Annotated in this window: 14 protein-coding genes; 7 read left to right on the top strand and 7 right to left on the bottom strand. The window is 64.8% G+C overall.

Translation table 11 applies throughout. From position 1 onward, the window contains the following. Window positions 1-52: 52 nt before the first annotated feature. Window positions 53-1,090, top strand: a complete 1,038-nt coding sequence (locus tag OKC44_RS10785) for an alkene reductase (RefSeq protein ID WP_043161532.1) — start codon at window positions 53-55, stop codon at window positions 1,088-1,090. 204 nt (window positions 1,091-1,294) lie between these two features. Beyond that, window positions 1,295-2,233 (top strand): bifunctional helix-turn-helix transcriptional regulator/GNAT family N-acetyltransferase, encoded by a 939-nt coding sequence (locus OKC44_RS10790; RefSeq protein WP_202003088.1) that lies wholly within the window; start codon window positions 1,295-1,297, stop codon window positions 2,231-2,233. A gap of 57 nt (window positions 2,234-2,290) precedes the next feature. Here the strand turns inward: OKC44_RS10790 and OKC44_RS10795 are convergent, their stop codons facing one another. Then, entirely contained in the window at window positions 2,291-2,749 is a 459-nt protein-coding gene (locus OKC44_RS10795) for a carboxymuconolactone decarboxylase family protein (protein ID WP_011704690.1), read from the bottom strand. A 62-nt stretch (window positions 2,750-2,811) separates the two neighbouring features. On the opposite strand from OKC44_RS10795, the gene OKC44_RS10800 reads away from it, so the two are divergent. Continuing rightward, on the top strand, window positions 2,812-3,306 hold the full coding sequence (locus OKC44_RS10800) for a MarR family winged helix-turn-helix transcriptional regulator (protein ID WP_270812791.1): 495 nt from the start codon (window positions 2,812-2,814) through the stop codon (window positions 3,304-3,306). Between the two features lie 53 nt (window positions 3,307-3,359). On the opposite strand, the gene OKC44_RS10805 is transcribed toward OKC44_RS10800, so the two are convergent. The 3 genes from OKC44_RS10805 to OKC44_RS10815 all read right to left on the bottom strand — a co-directional run bounded on the left by OKC44_RS10805 (window position 3,360) and on the right by OKC44_RS10815 (window position 7,573). Further along, entirely contained in the window at window positions 3,360-3,698 is a 339-nt protein-coding gene (locus OKC44_RS10805; RefSeq protein ID WP_039214220.1) for a nuclear transport factor 2 family protein, read from the bottom strand. Window positions 3,699-3,866: 168 nt separating this feature from the next. Continuing rightward, complete coding sequence (gene prfC, locus OKC44_RS10810) at window positions 3,867-5,456, bottom strand: peptide chain release factor 3 (protein WP_152691949.1); 1,590 nt, start codon at window positions 5,454-5,456, stop codon at window positions 3,867-3,869. Window positions 5,457-5,710: 254 nt separating this feature from the next. Next, on the bottom strand, window positions 5,711-7,573 hold the full coding sequence (locus OKC44_RS10815) for a diguanylate cyclase (RefSeq protein ID WP_333563250.1): 1,863 nt from the start codon (window positions 7,571-7,573) through the stop codon (window positions 5,711-5,713). Between the two features lie 223 nt (window positions 7,574-7,796). Here OKC44_RS10815 and OKC44_RS10820 point away from each other — a divergent pair, with 223 nt between their 5' ends. Then, the gene (locus tag OKC44_RS10820; RefSeq protein WP_043127922.1) at window positions 7,797-8,801 is read left to right on the top strand and encodes a sensor domain-containing diguanylate cyclase; all 1,005 of its coding nucleotides are present in this window, start codon (window positions 7,797-7,799) and stop codon (window positions 8,799-8,801) included. A gap of 9 nt (window positions 8,802-8,810) precedes the next feature. On the opposite strand, the gene viaA is transcribed toward OKC44_RS10820, so the two are convergent. Beyond that, complete coding sequence (gene viaA, locus OKC44_RS10825) at window positions 8,811-10,265, bottom strand: ATPase RavA stimulator ViaA (RefSeq protein WP_171280135.1); 1,455 nt, start codon at window positions 10,263-10,265, stop codon at window positions 8,811-8,813. 52 nt (window positions 10,266-10,317) lie between these two features. Then, window positions 10,318-11,925: an ATPase RavA domain-containing protein gene (locus OKC44_RS10830; RefSeq protein ID WP_049048004.1), complete on the bottom strand. Its 1,608-nt coding sequence runs from the start codon at window positions 11,923-11,925 to the stop codon at window positions 10,318-10,320. Window positions 11,926-12,163: 238 nt separating this feature from the next. Here OKC44_RS10830 and OKC44_RS10835 point away from each other — a divergent pair, with 238 nt between their 5' ends. Together OKC44_RS10835 and rimI are read left to right on the top strand one after the other, a co-directional pair. Next, window positions 12,164-12,643, top strand: coding sequence for a DNA polymerase III subunit psi (locus OKC44_RS10835; protein WP_270812798.1), 480 nt, complete (start codon window positions 12,164-12,166; stop codon window positions 12,641-12,643). Window positions 12,644-12,693: 50 nt separating this feature from the next. Then, entirely contained in the window at window positions 12,694-13,143 is a 450-nt protein-coding gene (rimI, locus tag OKC44_RS10840) for a ribosomal protein S18-alanine N-acetyltransferase (protein ID WP_219281110.1), read from the top strand. 23 nt (window positions 13,144-13,166) lie between these two features. Here the strand turns inward: rimI and OKC44_RS10845 are convergent, their stop codons facing one another. Further along, window positions 13,167-13,712: a hypothetical protein gene (locus OKC44_RS10845; protein ID WP_270812802.1), complete on the bottom strand. Its 546-nt coding sequence runs from the start codon at window positions 13,710-13,712 to the stop codon at window positions 13,167-13,169. Window positions 13,713-13,898: 186 nt separating this feature from the next. Here OKC44_RS10845 and OKC44_RS10850 point away from each other — a divergent pair, with 186 nt between their 5' ends. Beyond that, complete coding sequence (locus tag OKC44_RS10850) at window positions 13,899-15,689, top strand: AMP-dependent synthetase/ligase (protein WP_270812804.1); 1,791 nt, start codon at window positions 13,899-13,901, stop codon at window positions 15,687-15,689. The last annotated feature ends 79 nt before the right edge of the window (window positions 15,690-15,768 follow it).

Raw genomic sequence — 15,768 nt, forward strand, 5'->3', positions numbered from 1 at the left:
AAAAAACGTCTTGAATGCACGTTCAAGAATCACTCCCTCAGGACAGACGATCATGAATACCCTGTTTCAGCCCTATCGCCTCAACGACACCCTCACCCTCGCCAACCGTTTCATGATGGCTCCCCTCACCCGCTGCATGGCAGGACCGGGCCTGGTGCCGACTGAACAGATGGCCGCCTATTACGCGCGCCGCGCCGACATCGGCCTCATCATCTCCGAAGCCACCATCATCCGGCCGGACGGGCAGGGCTACCCCAATACCCCGGGGATCTACAGCGCCGAGCAGATCGCCGGCTGGAAGAAAGTGACCGGCGCCGTGCATGCCAACGGCGGCAAGATCTTTGCCCAACTGTGGCACGTGGGTCGTCTCTCCCACCCCTTCTTCCACCACGCCGAAGTGCTGGCTCCCTCTGCCGTCGCCCATGAGGGCACTGTGCCGCGCATGCGCGAGCTGGTCTATCAGGTGCCGCGCGCCCTGACCGAGAGCGAAATCGCCCAGCTGGTCGAGGATTACGCCCAGGCCGCCGCCAACGCCATCGAAGCGGGCTTTGACGGGGTGGAGATCCACGGTGCCAACGGCTACCTCATCGATCAGTTCCTGCACCATGCCAGCAACCTGCGCACCGACAACTACGGCGGCAGCCCGGAGAATATGAGCCGCTTCGCGCTGGAGGTGGTGGATGCCATCAATGCTCGCATCGGCGCGGATCGGGTGGGCCTGCGCCTCTCCCCCGGCGCCTATGTGCACCTCGAAGGGGATGCGCGGGATCGCGCCGTGTTCGACCACCTGCTGGCCGAGCTGAACCAGCGCAACCTGGCCTATGTGCATCTGGGCATCTTCGATGACAGCCTCACCTTCGACTACCTGGACGGCCGCGCCTCCGACTACCTGCGCGCCCGCTACGACGGTCATCTGGTGGGGGTGGGCAACTACAGCGCCGAGACCGCAGCCGAGGCCATCAAGGCCGACCGCTTCGACCTCGTCGCCATCGGTCGCCCGCTCATCGCCAACCCGGACTACCTCGCCAAGGTGAAACAGGGCGACGCTCTGGTACCCTATGCCGACACCATGCTGGCCGAGCTGGTCTAACGCTCGCCGGCACCTTGCCTGACCAAGGATGGGATCCGCGCCCTCGCGCGGGTTTCCAATGTTTGGGCCCCCTCCCGGGCCCTTTTTTGTGTTCGCTTGTCATGCCCGCCGTTTCCCAACCCTCTCCAGCGCAATAAAAAAGTTGCTAGTAACAACTAGTTGGCTATATTGGTTGTTGATGACAACCAAATAGGAAGCCCTGATATGGATCCCCGCCCCCTGCGCGCCCTGTCGCGCGATCTGGTACGCGAACTCGGCATGCTCTCCCAGCAGTGCGGCGAACTGGCGCTCAGCCCGCTCGAAGCCCATCTGCTGATCGAGCTGGAGAGCGGCCCCGCCACCAACCAGCAACTGGCCGAGCGGTTGCGCATCGACAAGTCCAACGCCAGCCGCCCGCTGGCCCGCCTGGCCGAGCGCGAGCTCATCAGCTGGCACCCCCATCCGTCCGATGGCCGCAGCAAGGAGGCGCGCCTCACCATCGCCGGCCAGGCCCAGCTGCTGGATCTGCATCAGGAGATGGACAGCGCCATGGAGGAGACCCTGGCCCAGCTCACCCTCGCCGAGCGCGAACAGCTGTGGACCGGCCTGCGCCTCTATCGCAGCGCCCTCTCCCGCGCCCGTCGCCAGCAGGGTTACCGCATCCGTCCCATCACAGCCGCCGACAACCCCCATATCGCCGCCGTGATCCGTGCCGTCTCCGCCGAATACGGCCTCACCGCCGACAAGGGTTACGGGGTGGCCGACCCCAATCTGGATCGGCTGCACGAGACCTATCAGGGCGCGCAGAGCCGCTACTGGGTGATCGAGGGGCCGGACGGCACCATTCTCGGCGGGGGCGGTATAGCGCCGCTGGCGGGGGAAGAGGGGCAAGTCTGCGAGCTGCAGAAGATGTACTTCATGCCCTCCCTGCGCGGGCTGGGACTGGGACGCCGGCTGGTGCTGCAGGCACTGGACGAGGCGCGCGCGCTCGGTTACCAGCGCTGCTACCTGGAGACCACCGCCGTGCTGCGCGAGGCCACCGCGCTCTACGAATCCCTGGGCTTCGAGCACCTGCCGGGCCCGCTTGGCTGCACCGGCCACGATGCCTGCGAGATCTGCATGGTGCTGGCGCTTGGCGCCGAGGATGGCCAGCGACCGGCCTGAGTGATCAGCTCAGGATAAAAGGGCAGCAGCGATGCCGCCCTTTTGTTTGGCTGCCGCTCAGAGCTGGGCGGCGGGCGGCACGAAACGCAGCGCCACCCCGAGCCGGTTCCAGCTGTTGATGGTGGCCACCGTCACCGACAGCTGCACTATCTGGGCCTCGCTGAAGTGCTCGCGCAGCTCGCCATAGAGTGCGTCGGGCACACCGTCCGGCGGCAGCCGGGTCAGACTCTCGGTCCAGGCCAGAGCCGCCCGCTCCGGGGCGCTGAACACGGTAGCATCGCGCCAGGCCGCCAGCTGATCCAGCTTGGCCTGCCCCACCCCGCTGCGACGGGCGATGTTCAAGTGATACTGCAGGCAGAAGCTGCAGCCATTGAGCTGGGAAGCGCGTAGCTTCACCAGCTCGCTCAGGCTCTTGTCGAGGCCGGCCTCGTCCACCGCCTTGCCAGCGGCGATCAGGGCGTCGTGAGCCGCCGGCAGCAGCTGGCGAAAGTCGGGGTAATCGATGCGGGTGCTCATTCTGGTGTTCTCCTTGGGCATGATTTAATATCAGGACACGAACAACATATCAGCACCCTAACATGATAAACAAGCCCCCCTTGAGTACAGAGCTGCCCATCCCTCTGCCCGCCCCCGGCGAGGGCAAGCGCGGCGAAGCGGGCCACCTCGGCTATCTGCTGCGCCAGGCCGCGGCCGCCCAGCGCCTGCGCATGGAGCGGGCGCTGGCGGACCTGCCCATCACGGCGCCCCAGTTTACCCTGCTCACCATGCTGCATGCCTACCCCGGCAGCTCCAACGCCGAGCTCGCCCGGCTCACCCTGCTCACTCCCCAAACGGTGAGCCCCATGGTGACCAGCCTAGAGCGCAGCGGCCTGTTGGCCCGCACCCCTCACCTTCAGCATGGCCGCATCCAGCAGCTCAGTCTGAGCTCGGCGGGCGCCGCGCTGCTGGCCGAGGCCAAGGCCAGAGTCGCCCGGCTGGAGCAGGAGCTGGCCGCCCCGCTGGCCGAGGAGGAGTTGCTACTCGTCAAACGCTGGCTGGCGAACCTCGCCAGCGGCATGGAGGGCGAGGCCTGACGCCAGCCGGTGTTTGCAGTCAGGCCAAAGCAGACAAGGGCGCTGGGCGCTTTTCAGGTGGGGAAGTAGAACCAGGCCGTCTTGATCAGGCCCGCCTCCACTTCGAAGACCGCCATGCTCTCCAGCGGCTCGGGGGAGAGGCCATAGATCAACTCGTGATCAAACACCTTGTTGCCGATGACGGTTCTCGACAGCAGCTCGGCCCGGAGCAGCGGGTTATTGAATCTGTGCTCGGCATAGAAGGCTCTGAGCGCCCCCTTACCCACAGTACTCGGGCTCTCCGTCGGCATCCGGTATCCCTTGAACGCCTCGCAGAAGCAGGCCAGGAAGGCCTCGAGATCGTGGGCGTTGTAAGCGTTAAATTGTGCCTCGACGGGCAGTTCGACCGACATGCATCACTCCCTGAATCATGTAACAGCCTCCTTTATAGGGGGCATCGCCCCCCTTGTCGACGGGTGACGGTGGCTCTGCCCCCATCTGCGCCTTGATCGCCATGCAAAAAAAGACCCCGCCTGGGCGGGGTCTTTTTTTATCTTGTCTGCCTAGCGGGCAAGCCCTTATCAGTGCTCGCGGGTCTGGCGGAACTGGACGTCCGGGTGACGCTCCTGAGCCAGGCGCAGGTTGACCATGGTCGGCGCGATGTAGGTGAGGTTGTCACCGCCATCGAGGGCCAGGTTGACCTCGTTCTTGCGCTTGAACTCTTCGAACTTCTTGACGTCGGTCCCTTCCACCCAGCGGGCGGTGGAGACGTTGACCGCCTCGTACAGCGCCTCGACGTTGTATTCGCTCTTCAGACGGGACACCACCACGTCGAACTGCAGCACACCGACCGCACCAACGATGAGATCGTTGCTGATGAGCGGACGGAACACCTGCACCGCGCCCTCTTCGGAGAGCTGCACCAGCCCCTTGAGCAGCTGTTTCTGCTTGAGCGGGTCGCGCAGGCGGATGCGGCGGAACAGTTCCGGCGCGAAGTTCGGGATGCCGGTGAACTTGAGATCTTCACCCTGGGTGAAGGTGTCGCCGATCTGGATGGTGCCGTGGTTGTGCAGACCTATGATGTCACCGGCGAAGGCATCTTCCGCCTGCTCCCGGTCACCGGCCATGAAGGTTACGGCGTCGGAGATGTTCACATCCTTGCCGATACGCACATGGCGCATCTTCATGCCCTTGCTGTAAGTGCCTGACACGATACGCATAAAGGCTATACGGTCGCGGTGTTTCGGATCCATGTTCGCCTGGATCTTGAACACGAAGCCGGAGAATTTCTCCTCAGTCGCTTCCACCTCGCGGCTCTCGGCCTTGCGTGGCATGGGCGACGGTGCCCAGTCGGTCAGACCATCCAGCATGTGGTCGACACCGAAGTTGCCGAGCGCAGTACCGAAGAAGACCGGGGTCATCTCGCCGGCGATGAAGGCATCGTGATCGAACTCGGGAGAGGCGCCCTGCACCAGCTCCAGCTCGCCGCGCAGCTGGGCAGCCAGATCGTCGCCGATGGCGGCATCCAGCTCGGGGTTGTTCAACCCCTTGACCACCCGCTTCTCCTGGATGGTATGGCCCTGACCGCTCTGATACAGATAGGTCTCGTCCTTGTAGAGGTGGTAGACACCCTTGAAGGATTTGCCGCAGCCGATGGGCCAGGTGATGGGGGCGCACATGATGTTGAGCTCGCGCTCCACCTCGTCCATGACCTCCATCGGATCGCGCACTTCACGGTCCAGCTTGTTCATGAAGGTGAGAATGGGAGTGTCGCGCAGCCGGGTCACTTCCATCAGCTTGCGGGTCCGGTCTTCAACACCCTTGGCGGCATCGATGACCATCAGGCAGCAGTCGACCGCCGTCAGGGTACGGTAGGTATCTTCGGAGAAGTCCTCGTGACCCGGGGTGTCGAGCAGGTTGACCAGACAATCGGCATAGGGGAACTGCATCACCGAGGTGGTGATGGAGATACCACGCTGTTTCTCCATCTCCATCCAGTCGGATTTGGCGTGCTGGCCCGAGCCACGGCCCTTGACGGTACCGGCGCGCTGAATGGCCTGTCCGAACAGCAGGACTTTTTCGGTGATGGTGGTTTTACCCGCATCCGGGTGCGAGATGATCGCAAAAGTGCGTCTCTTGGAGACTTCACTCAGAAATTCAGCTGACATAATTCAACGTTCTTCTATTGGGCGGCGGCCTTAAGCCACCGTGGGATAATTCCGGAGTGCCGCATTGACTCACGGTCCGGCATGGATACGCAACGAGCCACACCAAGCTGGCATCAGACCAACCGGTGGAGAGAGGAAGAGGGTTGCGTTACATGGGTCTTCTCACCTGAGCCAAAGCAAAATTGCGCGACATTATACCCGCGCGAGTGAAAAATACCCAGCCCGGCTTTGCAGACGAGCAGGGCGGCCTGCGCCCCCTACTCGGCCCGCATCACCTGGTTGCGGCCCGCCTGCTTGGCCCGGTACATGGCCTCGTCGGCCCGCTGCACCAGATCGCCGAAGCTCTCGTCGAGGGGGCTGTACTGGGCACAGCCGATGCTGACGTGCACCGGCTGCCCCTCCGGCATCCCGTCGATGCGCAGCTGAGCGACCCGATGACGGATCCGCTCCGCCACCTCGACCGCCTCGTCGAGACAGGTGTCGGGCAGCAGCACCAGAAACTCCTCGCCACCGTTGCGCCCCACCCGATCGAGGGAGCGCAGCTGGGCGGCGACGCAGCTGGCCACCTCGGCCAGCACCTTGTCCCCCATGTGGTGGCCCAGGGTGTCGTTGACCTGCTTGAAGTGATCGATGTCGAGCTGCAGCACCGACAAGGCCCGGCCATGCTCTCGCGCCTGCTTGAACCAGGCCTGCCCCTTGGCCTGGATCTGGCGGCGGTTGTGCAGCCCGGTCAGATCGTCGGTCATGGCAAGCCGGCGCATCTTGCGGGAGCGGTTGAACTGATGCAGCGCCAGCATGCCCATCACCAGCAGCAACAGAATGACCACCGCATATTGCCAGTGGCGCCGCTCCTGCAGCTGCTTGAGCTTGGCCTCCTGCAGCAGCTGCTTGGTCTTGAGGGCCTGGTTCTCCAGCTCCTTGCGGGCCAGATCGAACTCGAAGCGCATCTGCAACGAGCGCTGCTCCCTGAGCACCCGCTCCAGAGAGTGCTTGGTCTCGACGTACTTTTTGAGGCTGGCCAGCGCCCCGTTGATCTGGCCCTGCTGCTCCAGGATCCGGGCCCGCACCTCGTAGACCCGCGCCAGGAAGCGCTGGTTCTTCTCCTTGACGAAGATGGGCTCGGCCTGGGCCAGGTAGTAGAGCGCCTTGGTCGGGTTGCTCTGCGCCGCCTCCGCCATCCCCATCACCAGTTGCCAGTGGCCCAGGGTCACGCTGTCTGAGCTCTCGCCACTGCGCAGGATGGCATCCGCCTGCTGCAGCTTGCTCACCGCTTCGGCCACCTTGTTCTGGTTGAGCAGGATGGTGGCTATCTCGATCTGGATCCAGGCCAGCAGCCCCTCCTTCTGCTGGGAGCGGTAGAGCTGCTCGGCCTGGATCATCAACGGCAGGGCCCGTTCATACTCCCCCATCTCGGCATAGAGCAGCCCCTGCTGGGAGCGGATGTCCACCAGCCGCTCCTGATCCCCCAGGGTGCCATAGTCGTGCTCCAGCTCCTTGAAGTAGCCCTCAGCCCGCTCGTAGAGCCCCATCCGCCGGTAGGCGTTGGCGATCTGGGCCAGCACCTCCCGCGCCTTGCCATCCTGCCCCAGCGACTCGAAGCGCTTGTGCGCCTCGATAAGCTCCATCAGCCCCTCCGCCAGCTCCCCCTGATAGGCGTACATGTCGCCGCGAAAGCTGAGGATGTCAGCCTCCTGCAGCCGATCGCCGAGCCGGCGAGCCAGCACCAGCGCCTGCTGGTAATCGGCCTTGGCTTGGTCCATGTTGCCGAGCAGTTGCTGGTGAAAGCCGCGGCAGGTGAGCAGGCCGGTCTCGGTGATCCTGTCCTTGCGGGCCCGGGCGATGGCCAGCTGCTGATCGGCAAAGGCCACCACGGCGCGATACTCGCTGTCCCACTCGGCGGGCATGGCCCAGCACTGCAGGCGCACGATGCGCCCCTGCACGTCGAGGGGATACTCTTCCTTGCTCGCCACCAGCGCGGCGATGCGCAGCCGGAATATGCGGTCTGGCTGGAAGCCCTCTTCCAGCAGCTGCAGCTCGCGGGAGAGCTGGGGTTCGGTCAGCGGGGCCCGGGCCGCCCAGGCGAGGGGCGTGCACAATCCCGTCAGCAGGATCAGGGTCATGATGCGTTTCATGCCGGTTCGGTTTCCCCTCTGGTGGTGCAGCTAGGCAGGTGTGTTCACTATGACCATCATATCCTGCCTTGTTCAAGCACACAGCCACCAGGGAGAAAGAGAGAAAATCAGCCAGATCTGGCGGGCTCTCACACTGACCCCTCGTGCCTCTTTACAGATGGAAAATCAGCATCGACTATAAGCGCCATCCACTACAGGGAAGCGCGGGTTGATGACATACCAGGAGCTGCAGGCGGCCTACGACAAGCTGCTGCAGGAGAACGAACGGCTCAAGCGGGTCGCCGAGGATGCGCGGGAGAAGCTGGAAGCCGCCATGGACGGCACCGGCCTGTGCATCTGGCAGAACCATGTGCCCACCGGCAAGCTCATCATCTTCAACCGCCGCTGGGGCGCCATGCTCGGCTACCAGCCCAAGGAGCTGTCGGCTCACTTCGACGTCTGGCGCGAGCACCTGCACCCGGAAGACAGGGAGCGGGTGCTGCAGGCCTTCTTCGATCACCTGAGCGGCAAGAGCCCGTTTTATCAGGTGATGCACCGGATGATCGCCAAGGATGGCAAGACCACCTGGGTGCTGGACCGGGGCCGGGTGGTGGAGCGGGACGCACAGGGCAATCCCATCCGGGTGATGGGCACCCACATCGACATCACCCACGAGAAGGAGTACGAGCAGCAGCTGGCCCAGCTGGCCCACCGGGATCCCCTCACCGGCCTGCTCAACCGCACCGCGTTGCAGCGCCAGTTCCCGCAGGAGTACCAGGCGATCTGCTTCATCGATCTCGACGACTTCAAGCAGGTCAACGACAACCTGGGCCACCGCGCCGGCGACGAGCTGCTGATCGCCCTCACCCGCCGGCTGCGCGACTGCTGCGAGGAGGGGGTGAAGATAGGCCGGCTCGGCGGCGACGAATTCGTGCTGCTGCTGCCCTGGACCAGCGACGATCCCCGCACCAGCCACCTGGCCCGCCAGTGCATCAACGCCATCTCCACCCCGTTCGAGCTGCCCAACGGCGACGCCTCGGTAGGATTGAGCATGGGGATTGCGGCGATCCGGCCGCAGGATGATTTCAGCACGGCGCTGGCCCGCGCCGATCAGGCCATGTATCGGGTCAAGCGCAGCGGCAAGCGGGGCTTCTACGTCTCCCAGCCGAGCGGCCAGCCGCTGCTGGATCAGGAGCAGGTCAACGAACGGGGGCTCGGCCACCAGCCTCGCTGCTGACGGCCAGGCTCAGCTGCGCTGCCAGCGCCGCAGCAGGCGCCCGCGCAGGCCACAATCGAGCAGCCAGCTGTTGTCGAATACCCGCAACAGCGCCGGCTTGGCGTGGCGGGACATGGCCACCGCGTGAAAGCGGGTCTGCTGCTTGCGCTGGCGGTTCATCCGCTCCAGCAGGCTGTGGGGCAGGCTCTGGGCGATGAAGTCGGAGACCACCAGCACGTCCGCCTTGGCAAAGGCGGGGTCATCCAGCTTGATCAGGGCCTTCTCGAGACAGGGCACCAGATCGGTGCCGCCGTGAAAACTCATGGAGAGGAAGCGCTCCGCCTTGTCGAGCCCGGTGTCGGCGGTGATCTCCAGGGTCGCCACCTCGGTGGAGAAGAGCATCAGGTAGCAGCCCCGCTTCTCGTCCATCGCCACCTTGAGCAGCGCCAGAAACAGCGCCTTGGCACACTCCTCCGGGTATCCCCCCATGGAGCCCGAAGTGTCGATGCAGACGATGAAGGGCCCCCGCTGCTGCAGTTGCCGCCCACCGAGTTCCGGGGTGCGCAGCATGATGCGCTGGCGCGGCAGGGTGCCGCGCGACTGGTAGCTCAGCAGGCGCCGCTCCAGATAGCGGCGGTAGAACTCCAGCTCCAGTTCCGGCAGCGCCAGCATCACCGCCTCGCTCGGCAACAGTCGCATCAGATCGCTGGCCGGGTGAATGCCCACCAGATCGTCCGGCACGTCGTCGGTCTGCACCTCCTCCAGCTCGTGCACCTGCACCGGCGGCACCGGCGAGTCGTTGGCCCGGTTGTCCTGCTGGCTGCGTCCCAGCAGGTTGGCGATCTCCGCCAGCAACGGCTCGCGCTGCAGCATGCGGGCGTACTGCTTGACCAGCACCAGGCTGCGCTTGTGCCAGCTGCCCTGCGCCAGGTCCCACAACCCGCCGGCAGAGATCTGGTTGGGGTCCAGCGCATCGGCCAGGGTACGGCTCGCCAGCAGCTGATCTTCGATCTCCTGGCGCTGCTTCTCCCGCTCCGCCTCGGCGATCTGCTGCTGCAACTGCAGCAGGCTGCCCACCAGGCTGGTACGCCACTTCTCGATCAGCAGCTGGCGCTGGCTGTCGGTGGGGTGGGCCATCAGCTGGCGCACCAGGCTGCGCGCCTCGCCGGCGAAGGGACTGTACTGCTCCAGCCCGTCCAGCAGGGCTGGCAGGCGTCCCATCAGCTCGGCCAGCGGCAACCCCTTGTGGGCCTGATAGAGGCGATACTCCTGCTCCAGCGCCACCGGCACCGGCTTGTGGCGCATCTCCTCCCCCAGCTGTTCGCTCCAGCGGCGGATCCGCTTTTGCAACAATCTGCCCTGCAGCGGGGAGCGCTTGATGAACTCGGAGATCTTGGGAGTGGAGGCCAGCAACAGCGCCATCTCGCCCGCCAGCTCCCCCTCGCCGATGAGCAGCCCCAGATCCATCATGCCGATCTCAAGCATGGCGACCTCCGCCGACCAGGCTCACCACAGTCCCTTTCGCGCTCGCCATGGCTCAGGCGTCCAGCTGCGGCAGCCGGTCGTGCCAGTGGCTGAGGTCGGCGCGCAGCTGGTCCAGATCCCGGTTCAACACGAAGAAGCTGTCCTCCACCTGCTGCAGCCAGTGGCGACCGATGAAGAGGTGCTGCTGATGGCGCTCGAACAGGTTGCGCTGGCGCTTGAGCTCCTGCGCCAGCACGCCAGCTTCTGCCAGCAGCCCGGTCAAGGCGGCCTGCCAGGGGGCGATCACCACCTCGGGGATGGGGTTGCGCTCCACCAGCACCAGGGGAATTTGCTGGCGCTGCAAGTCCAGCACGTGCAGGCGCAGTTCGTCGTCCAGCACCAGCTCGTAGTGACCCTCCTTGGGGTTGCCGAGCGGCCAGCCCACCAGCGCCTCGCCGGTGGGATGCCAGTGGGAGAGCAGGGTGCGGTCGAACACCAGCGTCTCCACCAGCCGCTCCGGATCGTCGCCATCCAGCGCCGCCGGGGTGAGCAGGTGGAAGTGCGCCAGCTTGCCGAACGGGCGGGCGTTGGCCAGCGGGATCTGGATGCCGCGGGCGCGGCGCCCGAACCACTGCTGGCGCTTTCTGGCCTTGCAGCACAGGCGCTGGGCCACGCTCTGTTTGAGCAGCTTGAACTGCTCCCGCAGCCCCATCAGTTGACGGGTCATGGCCAGCTGCTGATAGCCGTAGAGACGGGAGAACTCGGTCATCATCTCCAGCAGGGCGGTGCGCGAGGCCTCGTCATGCCAGAGACAATCCTTGAACAGCAGCAGATCGAGCGGGGCCACCTCGTCGCGGCCGTTGAAAAAGGCGCTCGCCTTGATGAGCCTGACGGCCTTCTTCCAGCGCCGATCCGACACATAGCAGCTGTGGGCCAGCTGGCTGTCGAGCTGCTGACGCAGCTGATAGATGAGCTCGAAGCAATCGTCCGGCAACCGGATCCGGTCGATCTGCTCCTGCCACTCCAGGTACTCCTCGCCGTGGATCTGCACCGAGGGCGGCAGATTCTGGTGAGATTGGCCGTCGCTGGCCAGCATGGCCTGGAAGTTGGCCTTCTCCTGCACCCGGTCCATCCAGATCCGCACCAGCATGCGGTCGTAGAGCGCCTCCAGCCCGCTGTCGGGGGCCGGCAGCTCGTTGGAGGCGGTCACCAGCAGCCGCATGGGGATGGGGTGCTGGCTGTCGCCGTTGCGAAACTGCCGCTCGTTGATGGCGGTGAGCAGGGTGTTGAGGATGGCGGGGCCCGCCTTCCAGATCTCGTCGAGGAACACCACCTCGGCCTCCGGCAGGTAGCCGGCGGTGAGCCGCAGATACTTGCCATCCTCCTTCAGCGCCTGAATGGAGAGGGGGCCGAACACCTCCTCCGGCGTGCTGAAGCGGGTCATCAGGTATTCGAAGTGGCGGGCATCGAAGAAGGCCAGCTTGAGACGCCGCGCGATCAGGCTCTTGGCGATGCCGGGCGGGCCCAGCAGAAACACGCTCTCGCCGCACAGGGCCGCCAGCAGACCGAGCCGCAGGGCATCCTGGCGCTCGTAGAGCCCCTCGCCGAGGGCCGACAGCAGGCGTGGCAGGCGCTCGTGAATGGGGGCGAGACGAAGATTCTGTGATGCTAAAGGTGGCATAGGCACACTTCCGATACTGGGGTTGTCTGGAACCGGCACACCCGCGACGCGATCGAAGGTTCCCTGTCCTGCTTGTTGGATTGTCGGGAGGCCGCCTGTGGCTCGCTCCAGCCGGTTGCCGAGCGCCGGGCCGCCTCACCTGGCTAAAACATACCGCAAAAGATGCAGCAAAACGCGTTCGAGTGTACCCTGCGCAGAGCTTTTTTCATCAATGCAGATCAAGACTGAGTCATCGTCCATGCAAGATCCAGTGCAGCTGACCACGGCGCGGGAGCCCGCCCCCGCACAACCTGACCAGGCATCCGGTCGCCTGCGGCAACACCTGCTGGCCCGGATGGGCATTCCGAGCTGGCAACTGCGCCGGCCAGCCCTGCTGGCGGGCCATCAGGTTGCGCCCGCGCCGGCCAATGAGATCCCGGCAAGCGAGCAGGAGGCTCCCCCCGCCTCGGCCGCGCCCAGCGAGCCGCCAAGCGGCAAGCTCTGGATCCTGGCGAGCCGGCTGCCCGCCCCCGGCCTGCTGGCGGATCTCTGCCAGCTGCTCGGCATCGGCAGCGACGAGGTCAGCCTGCTGAGCAGCCTGCCCGTCGGCCACACCCCGCCCCTGCTCTGGCTGGAGGCGGCCGATCCCGCCTGGCCAGAGGCCCTGATCTGCCCGCTCGCGCCCACCCCTGCCCAGAAACGGGCGCTATGGCAGCAGCTCAAGGGGCGCCTCGGCTGAGTGCCGTGCCCCACCCTCTCTTCGTTCAGCCGCCCCGACCCGGAGCCACCATGGTGCAATTTCGTCCCCTGCTCGAGACCGACTTCGAGCTCATCTACCCCATCGAACAGGCTGCCCACAAGGAGCCCTGGAGCCAGGCCAACCTGCTCTCCTGCTTCGGGCCCCGCTACCTCAACGGCCTGTTGCTGGTCGACGGCCAGCCGGCCGGTTTCTACATCTCGGATCTGGTGGCGGGCGACAGCTCGCTGATGAACATCTGCGTGCACCCCGACTTTCAGGGCAAGGGGCTGGGGCGGGCGCTGCTCAGGGAGTACCTCACCCGCAGCAAGGCCAGCAAGGCCGAGGCCTGGTTCCTCGAGGTGCGGGCCGGCAACAGCACCGCCATCAGCCTCTACGAAAGCGAAGGGTTTGCCGAGTACTGCCGGCGCGCCGACTACTACGGCACCGGCCAGGATCGGGAAGATGCCGTGCTGATGTCCCGCCTGTTCGACTTCGGCTAAGCCGCCGCGCTACATCTGCAGCACTACAGCAGCGGCGAGTTATCGAGCGCCGGATCCTGCAGACTCTGAGTGGTGTGCAGCACCGCCTCGAACCCGGCGGCGGAGAGCGGCATGAAGAAGCCCCGCTGCCAGGTCACCCCGGGCATCCAGATCTGCTGGATATCCACCACTATCTTGATGGGCTTGAGCGGCTCGCCCGGCTGCTGCACATAGATGCCGGGCGGGGTCGCCACCTGCGGGAAGCGGCGCAGTATGTGCTCGCTGCCATCCCCCGCATCCGGGTTGAGGCGCACCTTCACCAGCCGGGCCAGCACCGGCGCCATCTCCGCTGACTGCCACAGGCTGGTCTCCAGCAGCTTGCAGCGCCGGCATTTGGCGCGCTCGATCACGTAGAGCAGCGGATAGCCCTTGTCCAGGGCCAGCTGCTGCGCCTGCGCGTAGCCCTCGGCGCCGCTCAGCCAGAGGTTGCCCTCCTCGCTCCCCGTGCCTCCCAGCGTAAACCAGAGCCCGCCGGCCCCCGCCAATAACAGCAATACCCCGGTCACCACCCCCTTGATGCCGACACTCATTGTTCACCCTCCCTGAATGGCTCCGCATGTCTGCCCCCATCATGCCTCAAGCTCACCCTAATTGACGACTTTGTGATCCAAGACAAATGGCGAACACTTGTAAGCTGTAATCTTAGAGTTTAAACTCCAGCGCGATTTTTCAGTGCCCCTTAGGGCGTACAACTGTTACTTGAGGATGTCTGACTGATGCCGAAACACCACCTGGTTCGACTGATGCGGGAGCGTATCGCCCGGCTTGGCAACAAGGCCGCCCTGCGCGTACAACAGGATGGCCAGTGGCGTGCCATCGGCTGGCGTACTCTGGGACAGGCCATGGACTACTGTGCCCAGGCGCTGATCCGCGCCGGCCACCAGCCCACCGAGATGGTCGGCATCTATGCCCGCAACATGCCGGAGTGGACCCAGGCCGATCTCGGCATCCTGGCCGCCCGCGGCGTCAGCGTCCCCATCTACCCCACCAGCACGCTCGATCAGCTGCGCTACATCGTCAAAGACGCCGGCATCAAGGTGCTGTTCGTCGGCGAACAGCCTCAGTACGACCAGGCGCTGCAACTGATTGAAAGCGGCGAGATCCGCCAGCTGGTCACCCTCGACGGCAGCGTCAACCTGCGCGGCTGCCCGCAGGCGAGCCACTTCCAGACGTTTCTGGCCTCCGGCAATCACCAGCCCAGCGAGCAGGTGCTGCGCGAGCGCGAGAGCCAGTACCGGATGGACGACCTGCTGACCCTGATCTACACCTCGGGCACCACCGGCGAGCCCAAGGGGGTCATGCTCGATTTCGCCAACATCGCCGCCTGCTTCGAGATGCACAACAGCCGCCTCGATCTGAACGAGCAGGATGTGTCGCTCTGCATGCTGCCGCTCAGCCACGTGTTCGAGCGGGCCTGGAGCTACTACGTGCTCTATTGCGGCGCCGAGAACGTCTACATCCGCGATCCGCAGAAGGTGATGGATGTCATCGGCGAGGTGCAGCCGACCGTGATGTGCGCCGTGCCGCGCCTCTACGAGAAGGCCTACGCCATGATCCAGGCCAAGGTTGCGCAGGCGCCGCGCCTGCGCCAGGCCCTGTTCGGCTGGGCCACCAAAGTGGGCAAGCAGATGGTCGCCACCCGCCAGGCGGGCAAAACCGCCTCGCCGCTGCTTTACGGCCAGCTCTGGCTCGCCGAGCGACTGGTATTTCGCAAGCTGCGCGCCCGCTTCGGCGGCCGCACCCGTTTCCTGCCGGTGGCTGGTGCCCGCCTCGCCGACGAGGTGAACTTCTTCTTCCAGGCCATGGGGCTCAACCTCAAGTACGGCTACGGCATGACCGAAACCACCGCCACCGTCTGCTGCTACGAAGACAGCCAGTTCAAGCTGGGCTCCATCGGCACGGCGCTCTGCGGCATCGAGGTAAAGCTGGGTGAGAACAACGAACTGCTGGTGCGCTCCCCCACCGTGATGCGCGGCTACTACAACAAGCCGGAAGCGACCGCCGAGGTGATGACCGAGGATGGTTTCCTGCGTACCGGCGATGCTGGCGAACTCGACAGCGAAGGCAACATCTACTTCACCGAGCGCCTCAAGGAGCTGATGAAGACTTCCAACGGCAAGTATGTGGCCCCGCAACTGGTGGAAGGCACCATCGGCAAGGATCGCTTCATCGAGCAGATCGCCATCGTCGCCGATGCCCGCCACTTCGTATCGGCGCTGATCGTGCCCTGCTTCGAGTCGCTGGAAGAGTACGCCCGCTCCATCAACCTGCAGTACCAGTGCAAGACCGAGCTGCTGCGCCACTCCAAGGTGGTGGAGTTCTTCGAGGCGCGCATTCAGGATTTGCAAAAAGAGCTGGCCAAGTTCGAGCAGGTGAAGAAGTTCACCCTGCTGCCGAGCGCCTTCTCCATGGAGCTGGGAGAACTGACCCCGACCATGAAGCTGCGCCGCAAGATCATCGAGTCCAAGTACCAGAGCGAAATCGAGGCCATGTATAACCATGTCTGAGTACAACCACGTCTAAGGCCGCTCGGATTTCCGGAAATAAAAAAGCCGCTTCAAGAGCGGCTTTTTGCTGTTTGTCCGT

The sequence above is a fragment of the Aeromonas sp. S41-2 genome (genome assembly GCF_027705845.1).
Taxonomy (GTDB): Bacteria; Pseudomonadota; Gammaproteobacteria; order Enterobacterales; family Aeromonadaceae; genus Aeromonas; species Aeromonas hydrophila.

Excerpts from the sequence above, each read along its gene's own strand:
- OKC44_RS10785 (WP_043161532.1), top strand. The coding sequence starts at position 53 with ATGAATACCCTGTTTCAGCCCTATCGCCTCAACGACACCCTCACCCTC.
- OKC44_RS10790 (WP_202003088.1), top strand. The coding sequence starts at position 1,295 with ATGGATCCCCGCCCCCTGCGCGCCCTGTCGCGCGATCTGGTACGCGAA.
- OKC44_RS10795 (WP_011704690.1), bottom strand. The coding sequence starts at position 2,749 with ATGAGCACCCGCATCGATTACCCCGACTTTCGCCAGCTGCTGCCGGCG.
- OKC44_RS10800 (WP_270812791.1), top strand. The coding sequence starts at position 2,812 with ATGATAAACAAGCCCCCCTTGAGTACAGAGCTGCCCATCCCTCTGCCC.
- OKC44_RS10805 (WP_039214220.1), bottom strand. The coding sequence starts at position 3,698 with ATGTCGGTCGAACTGCCCGTCGAGGCACAATTTAACGCTTACAACGCC.
- OKC44_RS10815 (WP_333563250.1), bottom strand. The coding sequence starts at position 7,573 with ATGACCCTGATCCTGCTGACGGGATTGTGCACGCCCCTCGCCTGGGCG.
- OKC44_RS10820 (WP_043127922.1), top strand. The coding sequence starts at position 7,797 with ATGACATACCAGGAGCTGCAGGCGGCCTACGACAAGCTGCTGCAGGAG.
- viaA (WP_171280135.1), bottom strand. The coding sequence starts at position 10,265 with ATGCTTGAGATCGGCATGATGGATCTGGGGCTGCTCATCGGCGAGGGG.
- OKC44_RS10830 (WP_049048004.1), bottom strand. The coding sequence starts at position 11,925 with ATGCCACCTTTAGCATCACAGAATCTTCGTCTCGCCCCCATTCACGAG.
- OKC44_RS10835 (WP_270812798.1), top strand. The coding sequence starts at position 12,164 with ATGCAAGATCCAGTGCAGCTGACCACGGCGCGGGAGCCCGCCCCCGCA.
- rimI (WP_219281110.1), top strand. The coding sequence starts at position 12,694 with ATGGTGCAATTTCGTCCCCTGCTCGAGACCGACTTCGAGCTCATCTAC.
- OKC44_RS10845 (WP_270812802.1), bottom strand. The coding sequence starts at position 13,712 with ATGAGTGTCGGCATCAAGGGGGTGGTGACCGGGGTATTGCTGTTATTG.
- OKC44_RS10850 (WP_270812804.1), top strand. The coding sequence starts at position 13,899 with ATGCCGAAACACCACCTGGTTCGACTGATGCGGGAGCGTATCGCCCGG.